18 protein-coding genes are annotated in these 18,544 nt (G+C 64.3%); 12 read left to right on the top strand and 6 right to left on the bottom strand.

Translation table 11 applies throughout. From position 1 onward, the window contains the following. The first annotated feature begins 1 nt into the window (after nt 1). From thrC to ACGYK4_RS01900, 4 genes are all read left to right on the top strand, one after another. Nucleotides 2-1,390: a threonine synthase gene (gene thrC / locus ACGYK4_RS01915; protein WP_394454879.1), complete on the top strand. Its 1,389-nt coding sequence runs from the start codon at nt 2-4 to the stop codon at nt 1,388-1,390. Further along, nucleotides 1,387-2,649 (top strand): M16 family metallopeptidase, encoded by a 1,263-nt coding sequence (locus ACGYK4_RS01910; protein ID WP_394454877.1) that lies wholly within the window; start codon nt 1,387-1,389, stop codon nt 2,647-2,649. Before thrC ends, ACGYK4_RS01910 begins: the two co-directional genes overlap by 4 nt. Beyond that, nucleotides 2,646-3,230 (top strand): GNAT family N-acetyltransferase, encoded by a 585-nt coding sequence (locus ACGYK4_RS01905; protein ID WP_067267819.1) that lies wholly within the window; start codon nt 2,646-2,648, stop codon nt 3,228-3,230. The genes ACGYK4_RS01910 and ACGYK4_RS01905 overlap by 4 nt, the downstream gene beginning before the upstream one ends. A 123-nt stretch (nt 3,231-3,353) precedes the next feature. Continuing rightward, nucleotides 3,354-4,769 (top strand): FAD-binding oxidoreductase, encoded by a 1,416-nt coding sequence (locus tag ACGYK4_RS01900; RefSeq protein ID WP_394454875.1) that lies wholly within the window; start codon nt 3,354-3,356, stop codon nt 4,767-4,769. On the opposite strand, the gene ACGYK4_RS01895 is transcribed toward ACGYK4_RS01900, so the two are convergent. Further along, on the bottom strand, nt 4,766-5,296 hold the full coding sequence (locus tag ACGYK4_RS01895; protein ID WP_067267801.1) for an adenine phosphoribosyltransferase: 531 nt from the start codon (nt 5,294-5,296) through the stop codon (nt 4,766-4,768). The genes ACGYK4_RS01900 and ACGYK4_RS01895 overlap by 4 nt on opposite strands. A gap of 167 nt (nt 5,297-5,463) precedes the next feature. Further along, nucleotides 5,464-6,336, bottom strand: a complete 873-nt coding sequence (locus ACGYK4_RS01890; RefSeq protein ID WP_271688012.1) for an S-methyl-5'-thioadenosine phosphorylase — start codon at nt 6,334-6,336, stop codon at nt 5,464-5,466. A 267-nt stretch (nt 6,337-6,603) separates the two neighbouring features. Here ACGYK4_RS01890 and ACGYK4_RS01885 point away from each other — a divergent pair, with 267 nt between their 5' ends. Next, on the top strand, nt 6,604-8,235 hold the full coding sequence (locus ACGYK4_RS01885; RefSeq protein WP_394454874.1) for a SulP family inorganic anion transporter: 1,632 nt from the start codon (nt 6,604-6,606) through the stop codon (nt 8,233-8,235). Between the two features lie 247 nt (nt 8,236-8,482). On the opposite strand, the gene ACGYK4_RS01880 is transcribed toward ACGYK4_RS01885, so the two are convergent. Beyond that, nucleotides 8,483-9,088 (bottom strand): flavin reductase family protein, encoded by a 606-nt coding sequence (locus ACGYK4_RS01880; protein WP_394454872.1) that lies wholly within the window; start codon nt 9,086-9,088, stop codon nt 8,483-8,485. A gap of 105 nt (nt 9,089-9,193) precedes the next feature. On the opposite strand from ACGYK4_RS01880, the gene ACGYK4_RS01875 reads away from it, so the two are divergent. Next, nucleotides 9,194-9,673 (top strand): GNAT family N-acetyltransferase, encoded by a 480-nt coding sequence (locus ACGYK4_RS01875; protein WP_394455106.1) that lies wholly within the window; start codon nt 9,194-9,196, stop codon nt 9,671-9,673. A gap of 51 nt (nt 9,674-9,724) precedes the next feature. Then, nucleotides 9,725-10,492 carry an EcsC family protein gene (locus ACGYK4_RS01870; protein WP_394410133.1) on the top strand — a complete coding sequence of 256 codons (768 nt, stop codon included), beginning with the start codon at nt 9,725-9,727 and terminating at the stop codon, nt 10,490-10,492. Here the strand turns inward: ACGYK4_RS01870 and modC are convergent, their stop codons facing one another. From modC to modA, 3 genes are read right to left on the bottom strand one after another with little or no spacing between them, the layout of a single operon-like run. Next, a complete protein-coding gene (gene modC / locus ACGYK4_RS01865) occupies nt 10,493-11,578 on the bottom strand; it encodes a molybdenum ABC transporter ATP-binding protein (RefSeq protein ID WP_394454871.1) in 1,086 nt (361 codons plus the stop codon). Next, entirely contained in the window at nt 11,578-12,270 is a 693-nt protein-coding gene (modB, locus tag ACGYK4_RS01860) for a molybdate ABC transporter permease subunit (protein WP_394454870.1), read from the bottom strand. The genes modC and modB overlap by 1 nt, the downstream gene beginning before the upstream one ends. After that, nucleotides 12,260-12,997, bottom strand: a complete 738-nt coding sequence (modA, locus tag ACGYK4_RS01855) for a molybdate ABC transporter substrate-binding protein (RefSeq protein WP_394454868.1) — start codon at nt 12,995-12,997, stop codon at nt 12,260-12,262. The genes modB and modA overlap by 11 nt, the downstream gene beginning before the upstream one ends. Nucleotides 12,998-13,107: 110 nt before the next feature. Between modA and ACGYK4_RS01850 the strand changes: the two genes are divergently transcribed. From ACGYK4_RS01850 to ptsP, 5 genes are all read left to right on the top strand, one after another. Then, nucleotides 13,108-13,575: an NUDIX hydrolase gene (locus ACGYK4_RS01850; RefSeq protein ID WP_067267814.1), complete on the top strand. Its 468-nt coding sequence runs from the start codon at nt 13,108-13,110 to the stop codon at nt 13,573-13,575. 94 nt (nt 13,576-13,669) lie between these two features. After that, entirely contained in the window at nt 13,670-14,137 is a 468-nt protein-coding gene (locus tag ACGYK4_RS01845; protein WP_394454866.1) for a DUF1178 family protein, read from the top strand. 26 nt (nt 14,138-14,163) lie between these two features. Beyond that, nucleotides 14,164-14,808: an SDR family oxidoreductase gene (locus ACGYK4_RS01840; protein ID WP_394454865.1), complete on the top strand. Its 645-nt coding sequence runs from the start codon at nt 14,164-14,166 to the stop codon at nt 14,806-14,808. Between the two features lie 87 nt (nt 14,809-14,895). After that, nucleotides 14,896-16,134 (top strand): aspartate kinase, encoded by a 1,239-nt coding sequence (locus ACGYK4_RS01835; protein WP_136720516.1) that lies wholly within the window; start codon nt 14,896-14,898, stop codon nt 16,132-16,134. 161 nt (nt 16,135-16,295) lie between these two features. Then, on the top strand, nt 16,296-18,539 hold the full coding sequence (gene ptsP / locus ACGYK4_RS01830) for a phosphoenolpyruvate--protein phosphotransferase (protein WP_067263814.1): 2,244 nt from the start codon (nt 16,296-16,298) through the stop codon (nt 18,537-18,539). The last annotated feature ends 5 nt before the right edge of the window (nt 18,540-18,544 follow it).

Raw genomic sequence — 18,544 nt, 5'->3', positions numbered from 1 at the left:
TATGCGCTATATCTCTACCCGTGGCTCCGCCCCTGTTCTGTCCTTCGAAGAGGCAATGCTGACCGGCCTTGCCCGTGACGGCGGCCTCTACGTCCCCGAAACGATCCCGACGCTGAGCGCGGAACAGATCGCGGCCATGCAGGGCCAAAGCTACGAAGAGGTCGCCTTCACCGTCATGCGCCCCTTCATCGGTGACACTTTCACCGACGCAGAATTCCGCGCCATCATCGCCCGCGCTTACGCAGGCTTCGGCCACACCGCCCGCGCGCCGATGGTGCAACTCGCCCCGAACCATTTCCTGCTGGAACTCTTCCACGGGCCGACGCTGGCCTTCAAGGACTTCGCCATGCAGCTCATCGGCCAGATGTTCCAGGCCGCCTTGGGCCGCAAGGGCGAGCGGGTGACCATCGTGGGCGCCACCTCGGGTGACACCGGCTCCGCCGCGATCGAAGCCTTCAAGGGGCTCGACAATGTCGACGTCTTCATCCTCTACCCTCATGGCCGCGTGTCTGACGTGCAGCGCCGCCAGATGACCACGCCCGCGGAATCCAACGTGCACGCGCTGGCCATCGACGGTGATTTCGACGATTGCCAAGCGCGCCTTAAGGACATGTTCAACGATTTCGACTTCCGCGATACCGTGCGGCTGGCAGGGGTGAATTCGATCAACTGGGGCCGGGTGCTGGCGCAGGTGGTCTATTACTTCACCGCCGCTACGAGCCTTGGCGCGCCCCTGCGTGAGATCAGCTTCACCGTGCCCACCGGCAATTTCGGCGACATTTTCGCAGGCTATATCGCCAAGCGCATGGGCCTGCCCATCGCCGATCTGGTCGTTGCCACGAACCAGAACGACATCCTGCACCGCTGCCTCTCGGGCCAAGGCTATCACAAGGGGAGTGTGACCCCCTCGATCAGCCCCTCGATGGACATTCAGGTCTCCTCGAATTTCGAACGCGCCCTCTTTGATGCCTATGATCGCGACGCCGGTGCCGTGGCGCAGTTGATGGACGAATTGGGGAAGGGCGGTTTCGACGTCTCTCAAGGGGCGATGCAAGCGCTGCAAGACATCTACCGCTCGGGCCGCGTCTCCGAAGAGGAAACCACCGCCACCATCGCTGACCGCCGGCGCACCACGGGTGAGCTGCTCTGCCCGCATTCCGCCGTCGGCGTGAAGGTCGCGGATGATCTGCGCGATCCGGCCACGCCGATGGTCACGCTGGCCACCGCCCATCCGGCAAAATTCCCCGACGCGGTCGAAGCCGCCACTGGCATCCGCCCGGGCCTGCCGCCCCGTATGGCGGACCTTTTCGACCGGGAAGAACGTTTCACCCGGCTGCCTAACGACCTCGACGCGCTCAAAGCGCATATCAAAGGAAACCTCTCCGCGTGAGCCTACAACAGACCACATTGCCCAACGGCTTTCGCATCGTTACCGAGCATATGGAGGGGCTTGCCTCCTCCGCCATCGGCGTCTGGGTCAACGCAGGCGCGCGGCATGAGACGCCGCAGCAAAATGGCATCGCGCATTTCCTCGAACATATGGCGTTCAAAGGCACCGCGACCCGTTCTTCGCTGCAAATCGCCGAGGCGATTGAGGATGTGGGCGGCTATATCAACGCCTATACCTCGCGCGAAGTCACCGCCTATTATGCCCGCGTGTTGGAAAATGACGTGGCGCTCGGCCTCGACGTGATCGCCGACATTCTGCGCAACCCGGTACTGGACCCTTCGGAAGTCGAAGTCGAACGCGGCGTGATCCTGCAAGAGATCGGCCAAGCGCTCGACACGCCCGACGATGTGATTTTCGACTGGCTGCAAGAGCAGGCCTACCCGGATCAGCCCATCGGTCGCACGATCCTTGGGCCGAGCGAGCGGGTCTCCGCCTTCTCGCGCGATGATTTGCAACGTTTCATCGCCGATCACTACGGGCCGGAGCAGATGATCCTTTCGGCTGCCGGTGCGGTGGACCACGACAGAATCGTCAAGCTCGCCGAAAGCCTCTTTGGCGACATGCCCGCCAAGACGCTCTACCAGATCGACAGCGCCCGTTTCGGGGGCGGCGAATATCGACAGGTCAAACAGCTGGAACAGGCGCATTTCGCGCTTGGCTTTGAAAGCCCCGGCTACCGCTCCGACGACATCTACATCGCGCAAATCTACGCCTCTGCCTTGGGCGGTGGCATGTCGTCGCGCCTGTTCCAAGAAATCCGCGAGAACCGCGGCCTCTGCTACACGATCTTCGCCCAAGCAGGCGCCTATGCCGACACCGGCATGACCACGATCTACGCTGGCACCAGCGCCGAGCAGCTTCCCGAACTGGCCAATATCACCATCGACGAGATGAAGCGCGCCGCCTCCGACATGTCGCCCGCCGAAGTCGCCCGCGCCCGGGCGCAGATGAAAGCCGGGCTGCTCATGGGGCTGGAAAGCCCCTCCAACCGTGCCGAACGTCTTGCCCGGCTGATCCAGATCTGGGACCGCGTGCCGCCGCTGGAAGAAACCGTCGCGCAGATCGACGCGGTGACCACCGGCGACGTGCGCGATTTCGCCGAACGCATGGCCACGCAAGCCCCTGCGGCTCTCGCGCTCTACGGTCCGGTCCACGCCGCCCCGACGCTGGACGACCTTCACAACAGACGCGCCGCCTGATGCTGGGGCGACGCAAACTGCGGATTGAAACGGAACGGCTGACCCTGCGCCCGCCGATCCACGCCGACTTCCGCGCCTGGGCCGCCCTGCGCCGCGCCAGCAACGACTACCTGCGCCCGTGGGAGCCGACATGGGCCGAGGATCATTTGACCCGCAAGGCTTTTACAAACCGTGTCTACTGGGCGCAGCGCTCGGTCTCCTCGGGTAACGCCATGCCGCTCTTTCTCATCCGGCGCAGCGACCAAAACCTCGTCGGTGCGATCACCCTCGACAACATCCGTCGCGGGCCGGCTCAATCCGGCACCCTGGGCTATTGGACGGGCGAACCCTTTGCCCGCCAAGGCTACATGCGCGAGGCGATCGAAGCGACGGTGCATCAGGCCTTCACCCGCCTCGACCTGTCGCGCATCGAGGCCGCCTGCCTGCCCGAAAACCAAGCCTCCCGCGGCCTGCTCGAAAAGGCGGGCTTCAAATACGAGGGCGTCGCGCAGAGCTATCTGCAAATCGATGGCCGCTGGCGGACCCATGTGCTCTACGCTTCTCTCCGAAAAGACCGGCGCGGCCGCACGGACGTAGGCTAAGCCTCAAGGCGAAACGCTTCGCTGACAACATAAGCATCGCCGGGGCATGATCGCCTCGCATTCTCCCCGCCGGTCCGGCGCTTTGCCCTTGCATCTGCGCGCCCCGCGCAGGATCAAAGGCCCATGACACTGAACCCCGCCGACACCGCCTTCATCGACACCCTGCGCGCGCAACTGCCAGACGATGTGCTGCGCGATCCCGAGCAGCGCTACCTCGAAGAACCCCGCGGCCGCTACGCGGGGCAGGGGGGCGTCTTGGCCCTGCCGCGCAGCACCGAAGAGGTCGCCACCCTGATCCGCGCCGCCCATGCCGCCCGCGTGCCGGTCGTGCCCTATGGCGGCGGCACCGGGCTTGTCGGCGGCCAGATCAGCAGCGATGGTCCCGCACCGCTCATCCTCTCCCTCGAACGCATGAACCGCATCCGGGCCGTCCTGCCCGAAGAGAATGTGCTGGTCGCCGAAGCAGGCACGATCCTCGCCGATGTCCAAACCGCCGCCGAAGAGGGAAACCGCCTCTTCCCCCTGTCTCTCGCCGCCGAGGGCACCGCGCGCATCGGCGGCACGCTTTCGACCAACGCAGGCGGCACCGGCGTGCTGCGCTACGGCAATGCCCGCGACCTCTGCCTCGGCCTCGAAGCCGTCCTGCCTGACGGCCAAATCTGGCACGGGCTGACCCGCCTGCGCAAAAACAACACCGGCTACGATCTGCGCAACCTGCTGATCGGCGCCGAAGGCACCCTCGGCGTGATCACCGCCGCGGCCCTCAAGCTCTACGCGCGCCCCGCCCGCAGCGGCACCGCGCTCATGGTGGTCGAGAGCCCCGCCGCCGCATTGGCGCTCCTCTCCCTCGCGCGCGATCACTTGGGCGAAATGATCAGCGCTTTCGAATTGATGCACCGAAGAGGTTTCGATTTCCTTAACGAAACCCTGCCCAACATCCGCCAACCTTTCGCCGAAACCCCGCAATGGTGCGTCCTGATCGACATCGGCACCCCCGGAGAGATCGATACCGACGCCGCCCTAGAGGCCCTCTTCGCCGCCGCCCTCGACGCGGGCCTCGTCTCCGACGGCCTCATCGCCCAGAACGCCCAACAGGCCCAAGACTTCTGGACCATCCGCGAAACCATCCCCGAGGCCAACCGCCTGATCGGCTCGGTCTCCAGCCATGACATCTCGGTGCCCCTCGGCGCGATCCCCGAATTCATCACCCGCGCTACCAAAGCGCTGAACGCCCTCGGCGATTTCCGCATCAACTGTTTCGGCCATGTCGGAGACGGCAACCTGCACTACAACGTCTTCCCCGCAAAGGGCAAAAGCCGCGCCGATTACGAAGACAAGCGCGACGCCGTGAAACGTCTGGTGCACGACCTCGTCCACGACCTCGGCGGCTCATTCAGCGCGGAACATGGCGTGGGCCGCATCAAAGTCGACGACCTCGAACGCTACGGCGACCCCGCCAAACTCACCGCCATGCGCGCCATCAAAACGGCGCTCGACCCTCAAGGCATCATGAACCCCGGCGCCGTCCTAAGGGCTTAAAGCCCGTCGAAAGCGCAGAGCGCATGGACCTCTTTGCCAAGTGCTTCCAACCGCTTGCGCCCGCCCAACTCGGGCAGGTCAATGATAAAGGCGCAAGAGACGATCTCGCCGCCCAAACGCTCGATCAGTTTGATCCCGGCCTCCGCCGTGCCGCCGGTGGCCAAAAGATCATCCACAACCAGAACCTTTTCGCCCGGTTTGATCGCATCGTCATGCAACTCGACAATGGCCTCGCCATACTCAAGCTGATAGTCCTGACTGATCACCGTGCCGGGCAGCTTGCCTTTCTTGCGGATCGGCACGAAACCCACGCTCAGCTGATGCGCAATCGCCCCGCCAAGAATAAAGCCCCGCGCCTCCAGCCCCACGACTTTATCAATCGCAATCCCCGCATAGGGGTGCAGCATCTGGTCGATCGCCATGCGAAACCCGCGCGGATCGGCAAAAAGCGTTGTCACGTCACGAAACATGATCCCCTCATGAGGGAAATCTACGATCGTGCGAATATAGTCCTGAACCTGTTTCATGCCGCCCTTCCGCGTGTTTGACCGGACCCGTCTTAGCGCAACGCGCCGCCCGGGCGAACCCCCCATCTGCGCCCGCCGCTCAACATCCGAGAAGGGGCGCCACCCCCCTCCCTTCATCCTTTCTTAAATACCTTCCGCACTCAGCCAAGAAAAGCCGCCGCCCGCGGTCAAAGCATCCGCCCCGCCACCGCATCCAGCTTGGCCAGCAATTCCGGATCCCGCGCATCCGGCTGGGTCAGGATCGCAAATTCCAGCGCCCGGTCACAGCCGTGCGGGCAGGGCGCGCGCTCGGCCCCCAGAAGCGCGGGCAGGCGCGAGACCATGGCGCGGCCCTTGTCAGCGTTGCCCATCAGCGTGGCGATGATCTGCGTCACATCCACCTCGCCGTGGTCCGGGTGCCAGCTGTCGTAATCGGTGATCATCGCGACACTGGCATAGCAAAGCTCCGCCTCGCGGGCGAGTTTCGCCTCGGGCATATTGGTCATGCCGATCACATCCGCCCCCCAGCTGTCGCGGTACATCTTGGATTCCGCGAGCGTCGAGAATTGCGGCCCCTCCATCGCCAGATAGGTGCCGCCCCGGTGGACGTTGATGCCCGCGTCTCGTGCTGCGGTCTCGCAGGCGTCCCCCAAGCGCGGACAGGTCGGGTGGGCGACCGAGACATGAGCCACGCAGCCGGGGCCGAAGAAGCTCTTTTCGCGCGCCATGGTGCGGTCGATGAATTGGTCGACGATCACGAAGTCGCCCGGGGCCATCTCCTCGCGGAACGACCCGCAGGCTGAGACGCTGATTACATCCGTGCAGCCGAGCCGTTTCAGCGCGTCGATATTCGCGCGGTAGGGGACAGAGGTTGGCGTATGCACATGCCCGCGGCCATGGCGCGGCAGAAAGACCATGGCGACCCCATCCAGCGTGCCGGTCAGCACTTGATCCGAGGGCGCGCCCCATGGCGTCTCCACGGTGACCCAATCGGCATCCTGAAGCCCGTCGATGTCGTAAATGCCGGAGCCGCCGATCACGGCGATTTTCGTATCTGTCATGAGGGGTAAGCCTGTGCCTTGGATGGTTGCGGGTAAGGGTCAAAGAACCTCATAGAATGCCACGGGGATCAAGTGTTTTTGCCGAGAGGCAAGACACGACTGCGTCAGGGGAGGGGGGCGAAAGTGTTTCTGCATTGCAGCAACTTCCGTGGCCCCATTGCCAAGACGCTTTTCTTTGCGGCGAAATTCCTCTAGGTGCAGCCAAAAGCGCCCCGCATCCGCGGTCAGGGCGCTATATCCGTTTTCCGAAAGTCAAAGGACGCCCTCATGCGCGCCACGCTGCACAATTTCGCCAAGAACCTCGATGTGACCGATCTGCGTTGGATGCCGGATGACGGTTTCTCCATCGGGCGGCTGCGGATCGAACTGCTGTCAGGGCTGACCGTGGCGCTGGCGCTGGTGCCCGAGGCGGTGGCCTTTGCCTTCGTCGCCGGGGTGCACCCGCTGGTCGGGCTCTATGCCGCCTTTCTCGTGGGCCTCATCACCGCGCTGATCGGCGGGCGGCCCGGGATGATCTCTGGCGCGACCGGGGCGCTCGCCGTGGTCATGGTGGCGCTGGTGGCGCAGCACGGGGTCGAATACCTCTTTGCCACCGTCGTGTTGATGGGGCTGTTGCAGATTTTCGCGGGCGTCATGCAATGGGGCAAGTTCATCCGGCTGGTGCCGCATCCGGTGATGCTGGGCTTCGTCAACGGTCTGGCGATCGTGATTTTCCTTGCCCAGATGAGCCAGTTCAAAGTGCCCGGCACCATGGTCGACACCGGTCATGGCGTGGGCGGTGGTGAATGGCTTTCGGGTCAGCCGCTCTACCTCATGCTGGCGCTGGTGGCGGCGACCATGGCGATCATCTGGATCACCCCGCGCATCACCAAGGTCATCCCCGCGCCGCTTGCGGGCATCGGCGTGATTGCCGCCGTGGTGATCGGTTTCGGCCTCGACGTGCCGCGGGTGGGTGACTTGGCGTCGATCCAAGGTGGCCTGCCGAGCTTGCATATCCCCATGGTGCCGCTGACTTGGGAGACCTTTGAGATCATTCTGCCCTATGCCGTCATCCTCGCGGCCATCGGTCTGATCGAAAGCCTGCTGACCCTGAACCTCGTTGGTGACCTCACCGGCAAGCGCGGCGGCGCGAGCCAAGAATGTATCGCGCAAGGTATGGCCAATACGGTCACCGGTTTCTTCGGCGGCATGGGCGGCTGTGCGATGATCGGCCAGTCGATGATCAACGTGAAATCTGGCGGTCGCACCCGTGTCGCCGGGATCGCGGCGGCGGTGTTCCTGCTGCTTTTCATCCTCGTCGGCTCCTCGGTGATCGAGCTTATTCCGCTGGCCGCTCTGGTGGGCGTGATGTTCATGGTGGTGATCGGCACCTTCGCGTGGAACTCGCTCACCATCCTGCGCAAAGTGCCGCTGATGGACGCTTTCGTCATCATTCTGGTGACCGTGGTGACCGTGATGGAAGACCTCGCCGTGGCGGTTGTGGTCGGCGTGATCGTCTCGGCATTGGCCTATGCGTGGAACAACGCCCGGCGCATCCACGCGACCACGCGGGAATCGGTGACCGAGAAGGGCGCCAAGGTCTATGAGATCCACGGGCCGCTGTTCTTCGGCTCTTCCGACGGCTTTGCCGAGCTTTTCGACGTGGAGAGCGACCCCGAGGTGGTGATCGTCGATTTCGCCGACAGCCGGGTGGTGGACCAATCCGCGCTTCAGGCGATCGAAGCGATGGCCGCGAAATACGAGGCCGCGGGCAAACGTCTGCAACTGCGCCACCTCAGCCGGGATTGTCATCGTCTGCTGAACAAGGCGGGGCATTTGATGGTCGATAGCGATGACGACCCCGATTACGAATTGGCGGTTGATTACGATGTGCGCACCGGGGTTCTGGGCGGACACTGAATGGAAAACCCGGCGCCGAGAGGTGCCGGGTTTTTTGTTTTTGGTCGAGTTTGCCACCGGCCCGGAATCAAGCCGCAGGCGCCGGGCCATCGCCTGCCCGCCCGGACGGGTAGGCGATTAAGAGAGGCTGGGCGCGAGCCTGCGGACCGCACATCATGGTTGAGCCATAAAGTGGCACGCAGCGCCGTTAGATCGCCGACCCGCGGACAGGCGCTGGCCCTCGCATCTCGACTCCGGCCCTCAGCCCTCAATCATCCGGACGCTTCAACTCAAATACATCCCGCACCACCGTGTAATCGCGGTACCCCAGACGCGACAGCGGCTGGAACCGGGTCACGTCGAACCGCCCGTCAACCACGCAATCGTCGCGCATATGCACGCCCACGACCTCACCGAAAACCGCGAAATTCGCCTCGCCCGGCAGTTGCACGACCTGGGTCAGCTTGCACTCAAGACTGGCCGGCGCATTGGCCACCCGCGCACATGCGATCTGTTCGCACTCGGCCTTGTCGATCCCGGCGCGGGCAAATTCATCCTCGCCATGAGGCAGCATGGCAGAACTCACGTTCATCACGTCGCGCGCCGCATATTCCACCACGTTCACACAGAACACCCCGGTCTCCCGGATGTTGGCCACGGAATCCTTGGTGCCGTCCACGTCTTCCTTGGCGCTGGTCGAGGCGAACATCACCTGCGGCGGCACATAGGCCACGGCGTTGAAAAAAGAATAGGGCGCGAGGTTGCAGCGCCCCTGACCATCGCGGGTGGAAATCCAGCCGATTGGGCGGGGGCTGATGATGGCGTTGAACGGGTTATGCGGCAGACCATGGCCGTCTTCGGGACGATAGAACATGTACACTCCTTGATGGTTTGCACCCATGGCTAGCCTCATGCTACGTCCAGCGCCACCCGCAATTGCTCCCGAAAGCCTCCGGCCTTGCATCAGACGCCTTACAAGATGACCCCGGAGGTGCCCGCCGACCATTGGGAGGTCGAAGCGCTCTATGACACCTGTTTCGCGCCGGGGCGCGAGGCGTTGTCGTCTTACCGTCTGCGCGATGGCGTGCCGCCGGTGGCGGGGCTGAACCATGTGGCGCGCGATAGCGGTGGGATTCTGGCCGGGGCGATCCGCTATTGGCCCGTGCGCATCGGCGCGGCGAAGGCGCTTTTGCTGGGGCCGGTGGCGGTGCACCCCACAAGGCAGGGCGAAGGGCTGGGCGCGGGTCTGATCGAAACCTCGCTTGCGCAGGCGGCCCCGCTGGGGTGGGAACGGGTGATGCTGGTGGGCGATGCGCCCTATTACAACCGCTTCGGCTTTGCCCTGTTGCAAGGGGTCGAGATGCCGCCGCCCACGAACCCCGCGCGCATCTTGGGCCGCGCCTTGACCGAGGGGGCTTGGGCCGGGGTGACGGGCAGGGTTCGCCGCTGGCACGATTGATTTTACCCCGCCCGCGACCCACATTGAGCCTAAGCTCAAAGAGGGACGCCCATGCAGATCGAAAGCAACCTGCCCAGCACCATTGATGTCGATGCCCGGCTGGATGAGATCGCCCGCCGTTACAAACAGGCGGGTGGCGTGGGCATCCATGTGCTCAACCTTATCGGCGGCAGTGCGGATGGGTTGATCGACCGTTTGCCGGGGGTGGTGCGCCGCAACCTTGAAGGGGCGACGATGAAGGCGCTTGGCCATGCCATGCAGGCCGCCCATTCCAGCCGCAGCTATGTGAAAGACCAGCAGGGTTGGCTGAACCAAGCCGTCTCGACCGCCATGGGCGCCGCAGGCGGGGCCGGGGGGCTGCCGACCGCATTGGCCGAACTGCCGGTGACCACCACGCTGCTGTTGCGTGTCATCCAAGGGGTGGCGGCGGAACATGGGTTCGATCCCTCGGCGGAGAATGTGCAATTCGACTGCGTGCATGTCTTTACCGCCGCCGGGCCTTTGGCAGATGACGATAGCGCCGATCTGGGGTTCCTCACCGTGCGCATGGCGCTCACGGGCCGCGCGATGAATGCGGTGATTGCCCGGGTGGCCCCGCGTCTGGCGCTGGTGCTGGGACAAAAGCTTGCCGCGCAGGCGGTGCCGGTGCTGGGCGCTGTGGCTGGGGCTGCGACGAATTATGCCTATACCAGCTATTATCAAGACATGGCCCATGTGCATTTCGGCCTGCGCAAACTGGCGATAGAGGCGGATATCCCGCAAGAGGAACTGGTCGCCCGCCTACGCAAGAAAATGGGCAGGACGCCGCCCAAACTGTGATCAGCGCCCGATGCTGCCCGGGGCCACGGTGGTGGCCTTGAGGATGGCATAGCAGCCCATGCCCGCGCGCAGATCAAGGTCGCGGACCGCCCGCGCCGTCACCCGCGCCAAAAGGCGGTCTCCGCCTGCGTCGAGCGCGATGGCCGCACCGGGGCCGTCGCCCGGATGCACGGCCTCGACCCGGACGGGCAGGATGTTGACCGAAGACAGCCCCTCGGGCCGCGCGCGCGACAGGATCACATCCTGCGCCAAGACCCGCAGCCGCACCCGCGCGCCCACCGGCGCTTGCACGCCGGGAAGCTCCAACTGCCCCGCCCGCACGGCGAGGGTCGAAAGCCCATCCTCGGCATGGGCGATGACATCGGCCTCCAGCACCGCCCCGGCTTCGCGCACGCCCAGCAGCGGCACGGCGGCGGGGTCGGCCATCACATCGAACAGCGCGCCTTGGGCCTTCAGCCGCCCGCTTTGCATCAGCACCAAACGGTCGGCGAGGCGGGCGATCTCGTCCACCGCATGGCTGACGTAGAGGATCGGCAGGCCCAACCCCCCGTCGCGGAGCCGTTCGAGATAGGGCAGGATCTCTTGCTTGCGCGGACCGTCGAGGCTGGCCAGCGGTTCGTCCATCAGCAACATGCGCGGATGGCACAGCAGGGCGCGACCAAGGGCGACGCGCTGTTTCTCCCCGCCTGAAAGCGTTGCCGGGGCACGGTCGAGCAGGGGCTCAAGCCCCAAAAGCGCCACGACATCGGCAAAACCCGCGCCTTGGCTGCCGCGCGGGGCATAGCGCGCGCCGAAGGTCAGGTTGCCGCGCACGTCAAGATGAGGAAAAAGCCGCGCGTCTTGAAAGACATAGCCCAGCCTGCGGCGATGCGGCGGCACCCAGATGCCGCGCTGCGTATCCAATAGCACCTCACCGTCCAGTACCACGCGCCCGACACTGGGGCGCAGCAATCCGGCAAGCGCATTGATCACCGTCGTCTTGCCCGCGCCGGAGCGGCCAAAGAGCGCGGTAATCCCGCCTTGGGTCGTGAAAGACAGGTCCAGATCGAAGCCGGCGAACCCATGGCGCAGCGTGACCTCAAGCATCAGCGCGCCCCCGAAATGCGTTTGGCGACCCGCCGTGCCAAGGCTTCGGAGAGCAGCACGGCAGCGAGCGCCACCAGACCGGCCAACGCCGCCATGGCCAGTGCGCGGCTCTCGCCGCCCGGCACTTGCAGGGCCGTCCAGATCGCGCTTGGCAGGGTCTGGGTCTGACCGGGGATATTGGCGACAAAGGTGATCGTGGCGCCGAATTCGCCCATCGCCTTGGCAAAGCCCATCACCGCCCCAGCAAGGATGCCGGGAAAGATCAGCGGCAGGGTGACGCGGCAAAATACGCTGAGGCGCGGCGCGCCGAGGGTGGCGGCGGCGTCCTCTATCCGGGGGTCGACCGCCTCGATCGCCAGCCGCATGGCGCGAACCATCAGCGGGAATCCCATGATCAGCGCAGCCAGCACCGCGCCCGTCCAATGAAAGGCAAGACCAATGCCGAGGCTCTCCAACAGGCGGCCCAAAGGCGCGTTGCGGCCAAAGCTGAGCAGCAGCAGATAGCCCGTCACCACGGGCGGCAGCACCAGCGGTAGATGGACCAGCGCGCTCAGCACGCCTTTGCCGCGAAACTCTTTCCGGGCGAGAATCCACGCGACCCAGAGCGCCAGCGGCAGCGAACAAAGCATCGCCACGCTCGCCACCCGCAACGACAGCAAGAGCGCGGCCCAAGCGGCGGCGTCAAGATCCATGATCGGCCCGAAGGAACCCGTGGTCCACAAGGATCGCCTGAGCCGCGTCGGTGGTCAGAAAGTCGACCAGTGCCTTGCCCTTGGCCGTCAGCGCCGCGGCAGGATAGGTAATCGGGGCATGGGCCTCGGCAGGGACCTCGTAGACGGTCTGCACCTCCGGCTCGGCCTGCGCATCGCTGGCATAGACCACGCCAAGTGGCGCATCGCCCCGCGCGACCAAGGCCAGTGCGGCGCGGACATTGTCGGTCTCGGCCAAGTGGCTTTGCAGCCGTTGCCAAAGCCCCGCATGGGTGAGCCATGCACGGGCATAGCTGCCTGCGGGAACGGCGTCGCGTTGCCCCATGGCAAGCCGCCCTTCGGCGCCGAGCCGGGCGGGCAGCTCGGCGGGATCGGCAAGTGGGGCGCTGTCGGCGGGGGCAATCAGCACGAGCCGGTTGCGGGCGATGATCTGCGCATTCCCGGCCCCCTCCACGCCTTCATCTGCGAGCCATGTCATCCAGTCGCTATTGGCCAGCAAGACCACATCGGCGGGCGCCCCGGAGGCGACCTGCCGCGCCATCGTGCCTGAGCCGCCATAAGACAGCACCACCGGCGCGGGGAAATCCGCCGTGACCTCCTCCAACGCGCCGCGCAGGCTGGCGGCGGCAAAGACCGTCACGGGTGCCTCGGCCCGAAGGGGCAGGGCAAGGCTGCAAAGCACTGTCAGAAGAGCGGAAAATCTTATCATTTTGGTAGTATCTTTGATGCGATGAAAGGGGGCAAGGGGATATGGCCAGACGGGGATCGCCGCGCTAGGGTCTAAGGGAAACAACCTGCCAAGGGGCGCGGCTGCAACGGATGGTGAAACAGGCTCCGATATCCTTGAACGGCGGACAGAAGGATGAGCTGCGCATTCAATTCGCGGCGCTCTGCTGGCGTCGTAAACGGGGCAAGTTGCAGATCCTGCTGATCACTTCGCGCGGGAGCAAACGTTGGATCATTCCCAAGGGCTGGCCGATGGAGGGCAAGACCCCCGCCGCCTCGGCCTTGGTCGAGGCTTGGGAGGAAGGCGGCGTCGTGGGGCAGGCGCGGGGGCAATGTCTGGGCGTCTACAGCTATGCCAAAACCGGCGCGGATGGGACCTTGCCCTGTCTGGCGATGCTCTACCCGGTAAAGGTCAAGGCGCTGGCCAAACACTTCCCCGAGAAGGGACAGCGCAAGCGGATGTGGTGTTCGCGCCGCAAGGCCGCCCGGCTGGTGGAGGCCCCCGATCTGGCGCGGCTGATCCGAGATTTCGATCCGCGCAGCGGTGGTTTGGCAGGCTGACAGCGCGGCGTTTCGATGCGCGCCGCGCCCGCGCTTGTCTTGACCTCTTTCGCGCCGCAGCCCATTTAAAGCAGAGAGTTTGAGGACCGGGCGAATGATCCGTTATGCATTGAAATGCGAGGCCGGGCATGGTTTCGAAAGTTGGTTCCAATCCGCGGCAGCCTTTGACAGCCTCGCCCGTGCGGGCCATCTGAGCTGCGCGGTCTGCGGGTCGACGGAGGTGAGCAAATCGCTGATGGCCCCGCGGGTCACCTCAGGCGGCAGCGCCCCGGCTGCGCCGGAAGCGGCAGAAAAACCGCAATCGGCCAAGACACCCGCCTCGGCCCTGTCCAATCCGGCAAGTGATGTGGAAAAGGCACTAACGGCCCTGCGCAAAAAGGTCGAATCCACCTCCGATTACGTCGGCAAGAATTTCGTGCGCGAGGCGCGGGACATGCACGCAGGGCGTACACCCGAGCGCCCGATCTATGGCGAAGCGCGGCTGGATCAGGCACGGGAATTGGTGGCGGAGGGTGTGCCCCTGATGCCGCTTCCGTTCAAACCCAAACGCCAACTTTCCTAAAGGCCCGTTTTCATAAAGGATCGCCCATGACCATCGTTATCACAGGCGCCAGCCGCGGCATCGGCGCGGCGCTGGCCCGCCAGTATGAAGACGCGGGCGAAGAGGTGATCGGCACCGCACGCGGCGCAGACGCGCAGGCCGTGCTGGACGTGACCGACCCGGCAAGCCACGCGTCCTTCGCCGCAAGCCTGCAAGACCGCCCGCTGGACCTGCTGATCTGCAATGCGGGTGTGTATCTGGACAAGGGCGATGACTTGGATACCGGCTTTGGCCCCGACCTCTGGGCCCAGAGCTTTGCGACCAATGTGACCGGGGTTTTCCTCACCGTGCAGTCTCTGCTGCCCAACCTGCGGGCGGCGCAGGGGGCGAAAATCGCGATCATTGCCTCGCAGATGGGCTCGCAGACGCGGGCGCCGGGGGGCAGCTATATCTACCGCGCCTCCAAAGCGGCGGCGATCAATCTGGGGCGCAATCTGGCGGTGGACCTGAAGCCCGAGGGTATCGCGGTGGGCATTTACCACCCCGGCTGGGTGCGCACCGATATGGGCGGCGATCAGGGCGAGATCAGCGTTGAGGATTCGGCGCAGGGGCTCGCTGGGCGGATCGCCGCGCTGGACCTTGCCCAAACGGGTTGTTTCGAAACATGGGACGGTCGCGCGCATCCGTTCTAAGCGGCGCTACATAACGTCATGTTAAATAGGCTTGCCCTTGCCGTGCCGTGGGCTTAGACCGCGCTGGACTGTTGCGCGGGGGACAATATGCCTGTTCTGGTTATGAAATTCGGTGGGACTTCGGTTGCCACTTTGGACCGTATCCGCCGCGCGGCAAAGCGCGTCGGTGTCGAGGTGGCCAAGGGCTATGACGTGATCGTCATCGTATCCGCCATGTCGGGTGAGACGAACAAGCTGGTGGGCTTCGTCAATGAGACTTCGCCACTCTATGATGCGCGCGAATATGACGCCATCGTGTCGAGCGGGGAGAATGTCACCGCTGGCCTGATGGCGCTGACTTTGCAGGAAATGGACGTGCCCGCACGCTCGTGGCAGGGCTGGCAGGTGCCGGTGCGCACCACCGATGCCCATTCCGCCGCGCGGATCGAAGAGATCCCCACCGACAACATCAACGCCAAGTTCGGCGAAGGCATGAAAGTTGCCGTGGTCGCAGGTTTTCAGGGCATCAGCCCGCAGGGCCGGATCACCACGCTGGGCCGGGGCGGGTCTGACACGACCGCCGTGGCCTTTGCCGCCGCCTTTGGCGCGGAGCGTTGCGATATCTATACCGACGTCGATGGTGTCTACACCACCGACCCGCGTGTCGAATCCAAGGCCCGCAAACTTGACAAGATTTCCTTTGAAGAGATGCTGGAACTGGCCTCTCTGGGGGCGAAGGTTTTGCAGACCCGTTCGGTCGAACTGGCGATGCGCTACAAGGTTAAACTGCGGGTGCTGAGCAGTTTTGAAGAACAATCTGACGACGCCGGGACGCTCGTCTGCGATGAGGAGGAAATCATGGAAAGCAATGTGGTGGCCGGGGTCGCGTTTTCCCGTGATGAGGCAAAGATGACCTTGGTGTCCGTGGCGGACCGCCCCGGCATCGCGGCGACGATCTTTACCGCGCTCAGCGAGGGCGGCGTGAACGTTGATATGATCGTTCAGAACATTTCCGAAGAGGGGCGCACCGATATGACGTGGTCCTGCCCCGTCGATCAGGTGATCCGCGCTGAAAAGGCGATGGAAAAGGCCCATGAAGAGGGGATCATCAACTATCAGGAGTTGATCGCCGACAAGGCCGTGGCCAAGGTTTCCGTGGTGGGGATCGGCATGCGCAGCCACACCGGCGTGGCCGCCAAGATGTTCAAGGTACTCTCGGACGAGGGGATCAACATCAAGGTGATCACCACCTCCGAGATCAAGATCAGCGTGTTGATCGACCGCAAGTATATGGAATTGGCCGTGCAAGCTCTGCACGACGCTTTCGAGCTTGATAAAGCGGCCTAAACACCTGCGATGACACGGGTTTTACGCAAGGTGACCCCTTGCGTAAATCTGCAGCATCCCGCCGATATGCTGGCTGAGGATGTAGGGTATGGCGCGAATAGCATTTCTATCCTTGCGCGAGTGCGCTAAACCCTGCTCCAGAGGGACAGGGACCGGATCATATGGCCGAACGGGTTGAGACAGAAAGCCGCAAGCTGCTGGGGCGGCTGCGTGATGCGATGGCCAGCGATGTGGCGGGCCAGGCGCGGCTGGACAAGATCACCCAGTTGATCGCCAATTCCATGGGCTGCGAAGTCTGCTCGATCTATCTGTTCCGCGACGAAGACACGCTTGAGCTTTGTGCCACCGAAGGGCTGAACGAAGCGGCGGTGCATGAAACGCGCATGAAACTGGGCGAAGGTCTGGTCGGTCGGGTCGCCAAAAGGCGCACGGTCATCAACACGCCCGATGCGCCCCAAGCCGCCGGTTTCCGCTTCATGCCCGAGACGGGGGAGGAGATTTATTCCTCCTTCCTTGGGGTGCCGGTGCAACGTCTGGGTGAGACGCTGGGTGTGCTGGTGGTACAGTCCAAGGTCGCGCGGGAGTTCTCCGCCGATGAGGTCTATGCGCTTGAGGTCGTGGCGATGGTGCTGGCCGAAATGGCCGAGCTTGGCGCCTTTGTCGGCGAGGGGGCTGCGATGTCGGCCCGGCATAGCCAGCCGGTGCTGCTGCGCGGCACCGTGGGGCAGGAGGGCGTGGCCGAGGGGCACGTCTGGCTGCATGAGCCGCGGGTGGTGGTCTCCAACCCCATTGCCGACGATCCTGAACGTGAGACGGAGCGGCTGACCGAAGCGGTCGAGCAATTGCGGCTCAGCGTTGACCAACTGTTAAGCCTTACCGCCGACAAAGAGCAGCAGAAGGTGCTCGAAGCCTACCGCATGTTCGCCAATTCCAAAGGCTGGATGCGGCGCATGGTGGAGGATATTCAAAGCGGGCTGAGTGCTGAGGCCGCGGTCGAGAAAGAGCAATCTATGGCCCGCGCCCGTCTGGGGCAGGTCAATGATGCCTATCTGCGCGAGCGGTTGTCGGATCTGGATGATCTGTCGAACCGCTTGCTGCGCAATCTGACGGGGCAGGGCAGCGATACCGGGGCCGAGATGCCGGTCGATCCGATCCTTGTGGCGCGCAACATCGGCCCGGCGGAACTGCTGGATTACGGGCGGTCGCTGCGCGGTATCGTGTTAGAGGGCGGCTCGGTCGGCTCTCACGCCGCTGTCGTCGCGCGGGCGCTGGCGATTCCGCTGATCGTCCATGCCAGCCGCGTGACCAATGACGCGCTGAACGGCGATCACATCATGGTCGACGGTGAGCAGGGCGTGGTGCATCTGCGCCCGGACGATACCGTGGCCACGGCCTTTCGCGACAAGATCGCGATGCAAGCGGCGGCGCAGGAACGCTATGCCTCGATCCGCGATAAACCGGCTGAGACGAAATGCGGGCGGATCATCAGCCTACAGATGAACGCGGGTCTGATGGCCGATCTGCCCTCGCTCGAAGGGTCGGGGGCCGAAGGGGTGGGGCTCTTCCGCACCGAATTGCAGTTTCTGGTGCGCAACCAGATGCCCCGCCGGACCGAGCTTGCCGCGCTTTATGCCCGTGTGCTTGACGCCGCCCATGGCCGCCGCGTGGTTTTTCGCACGCTCGACATCGGGTCGGACAAGGTGCTGCCCTATATGAAGCCCCATGATGAGCCGAACCCGGCCCTCGGCTGGCGCGCGATCCGGGTGGGGCTGGACAAGCCCGGTGTCATGCGGATGCAGTTGCAGGCCCTGATCCGCGCCGCCGCGGGCCGCCCGCTGGCGGTGATGTTCCCCTTTATCGCCCAGTTCGAGGAATTCCGCGCCGCCCGCGCCGAGGTCGACAAAGCGATGGAGCGTGAGCGTATTCTTGGCCATGTCTTGCCCGAAAAGCTGGAGGTCGGCGCCATGCTGGAGACCCCCAGCCTCGCCTTTGCCCCAAAGAAATTCTTTGAAGAGGTCGAGTTCCTGTCGATCGGGGGCAATGACCTGAAGCAGTTCTTTTTCGCCGCCGACCGTGAGAACGAACGGGTGCGGCGGCGCTATGACACGCTGAACGTCTCTTTTCTTACCTTCCTTGAGGGCATCGTAGAACGCTGCGCCGAAACAGATACCGCGCTGTCTTTCTGCGGGGAGGATGCGGGCCGCCCGGTCGAGGCGCTGTGTTTCGCGGCCATCGGGCTCAAGACCCTGTCGATGCGCCCGGCATCGATCGGGCCGGTCAAAAGCCTGCTGCGGCGCTGCAATCTCGATGACGTGCGCGCGGTCATCCATGCCGCACGAGAGCAGGGCGAGATGTCGGTCAGGGGTGCGGTGATGGACTACGTCCGCCAGCAGCACCAGCACTAAGCGCT

It is taken from the genome of Sulfitobacter sp. 1A13368 (assembly GCF_043557275.1).
GTDB classification, from domain to species: Bacteria; Pseudomonadota; Alphaproteobacteria; order Rhodobacterales; family Rhodobacteraceae; genus Sulfitobacter; species Sulfitobacter faviae.
The sequence above is the reverse complement of the archived record's forward strand: the minus strand, read 5'-3'. Positions and strand labels throughout refer to the sequence as shown.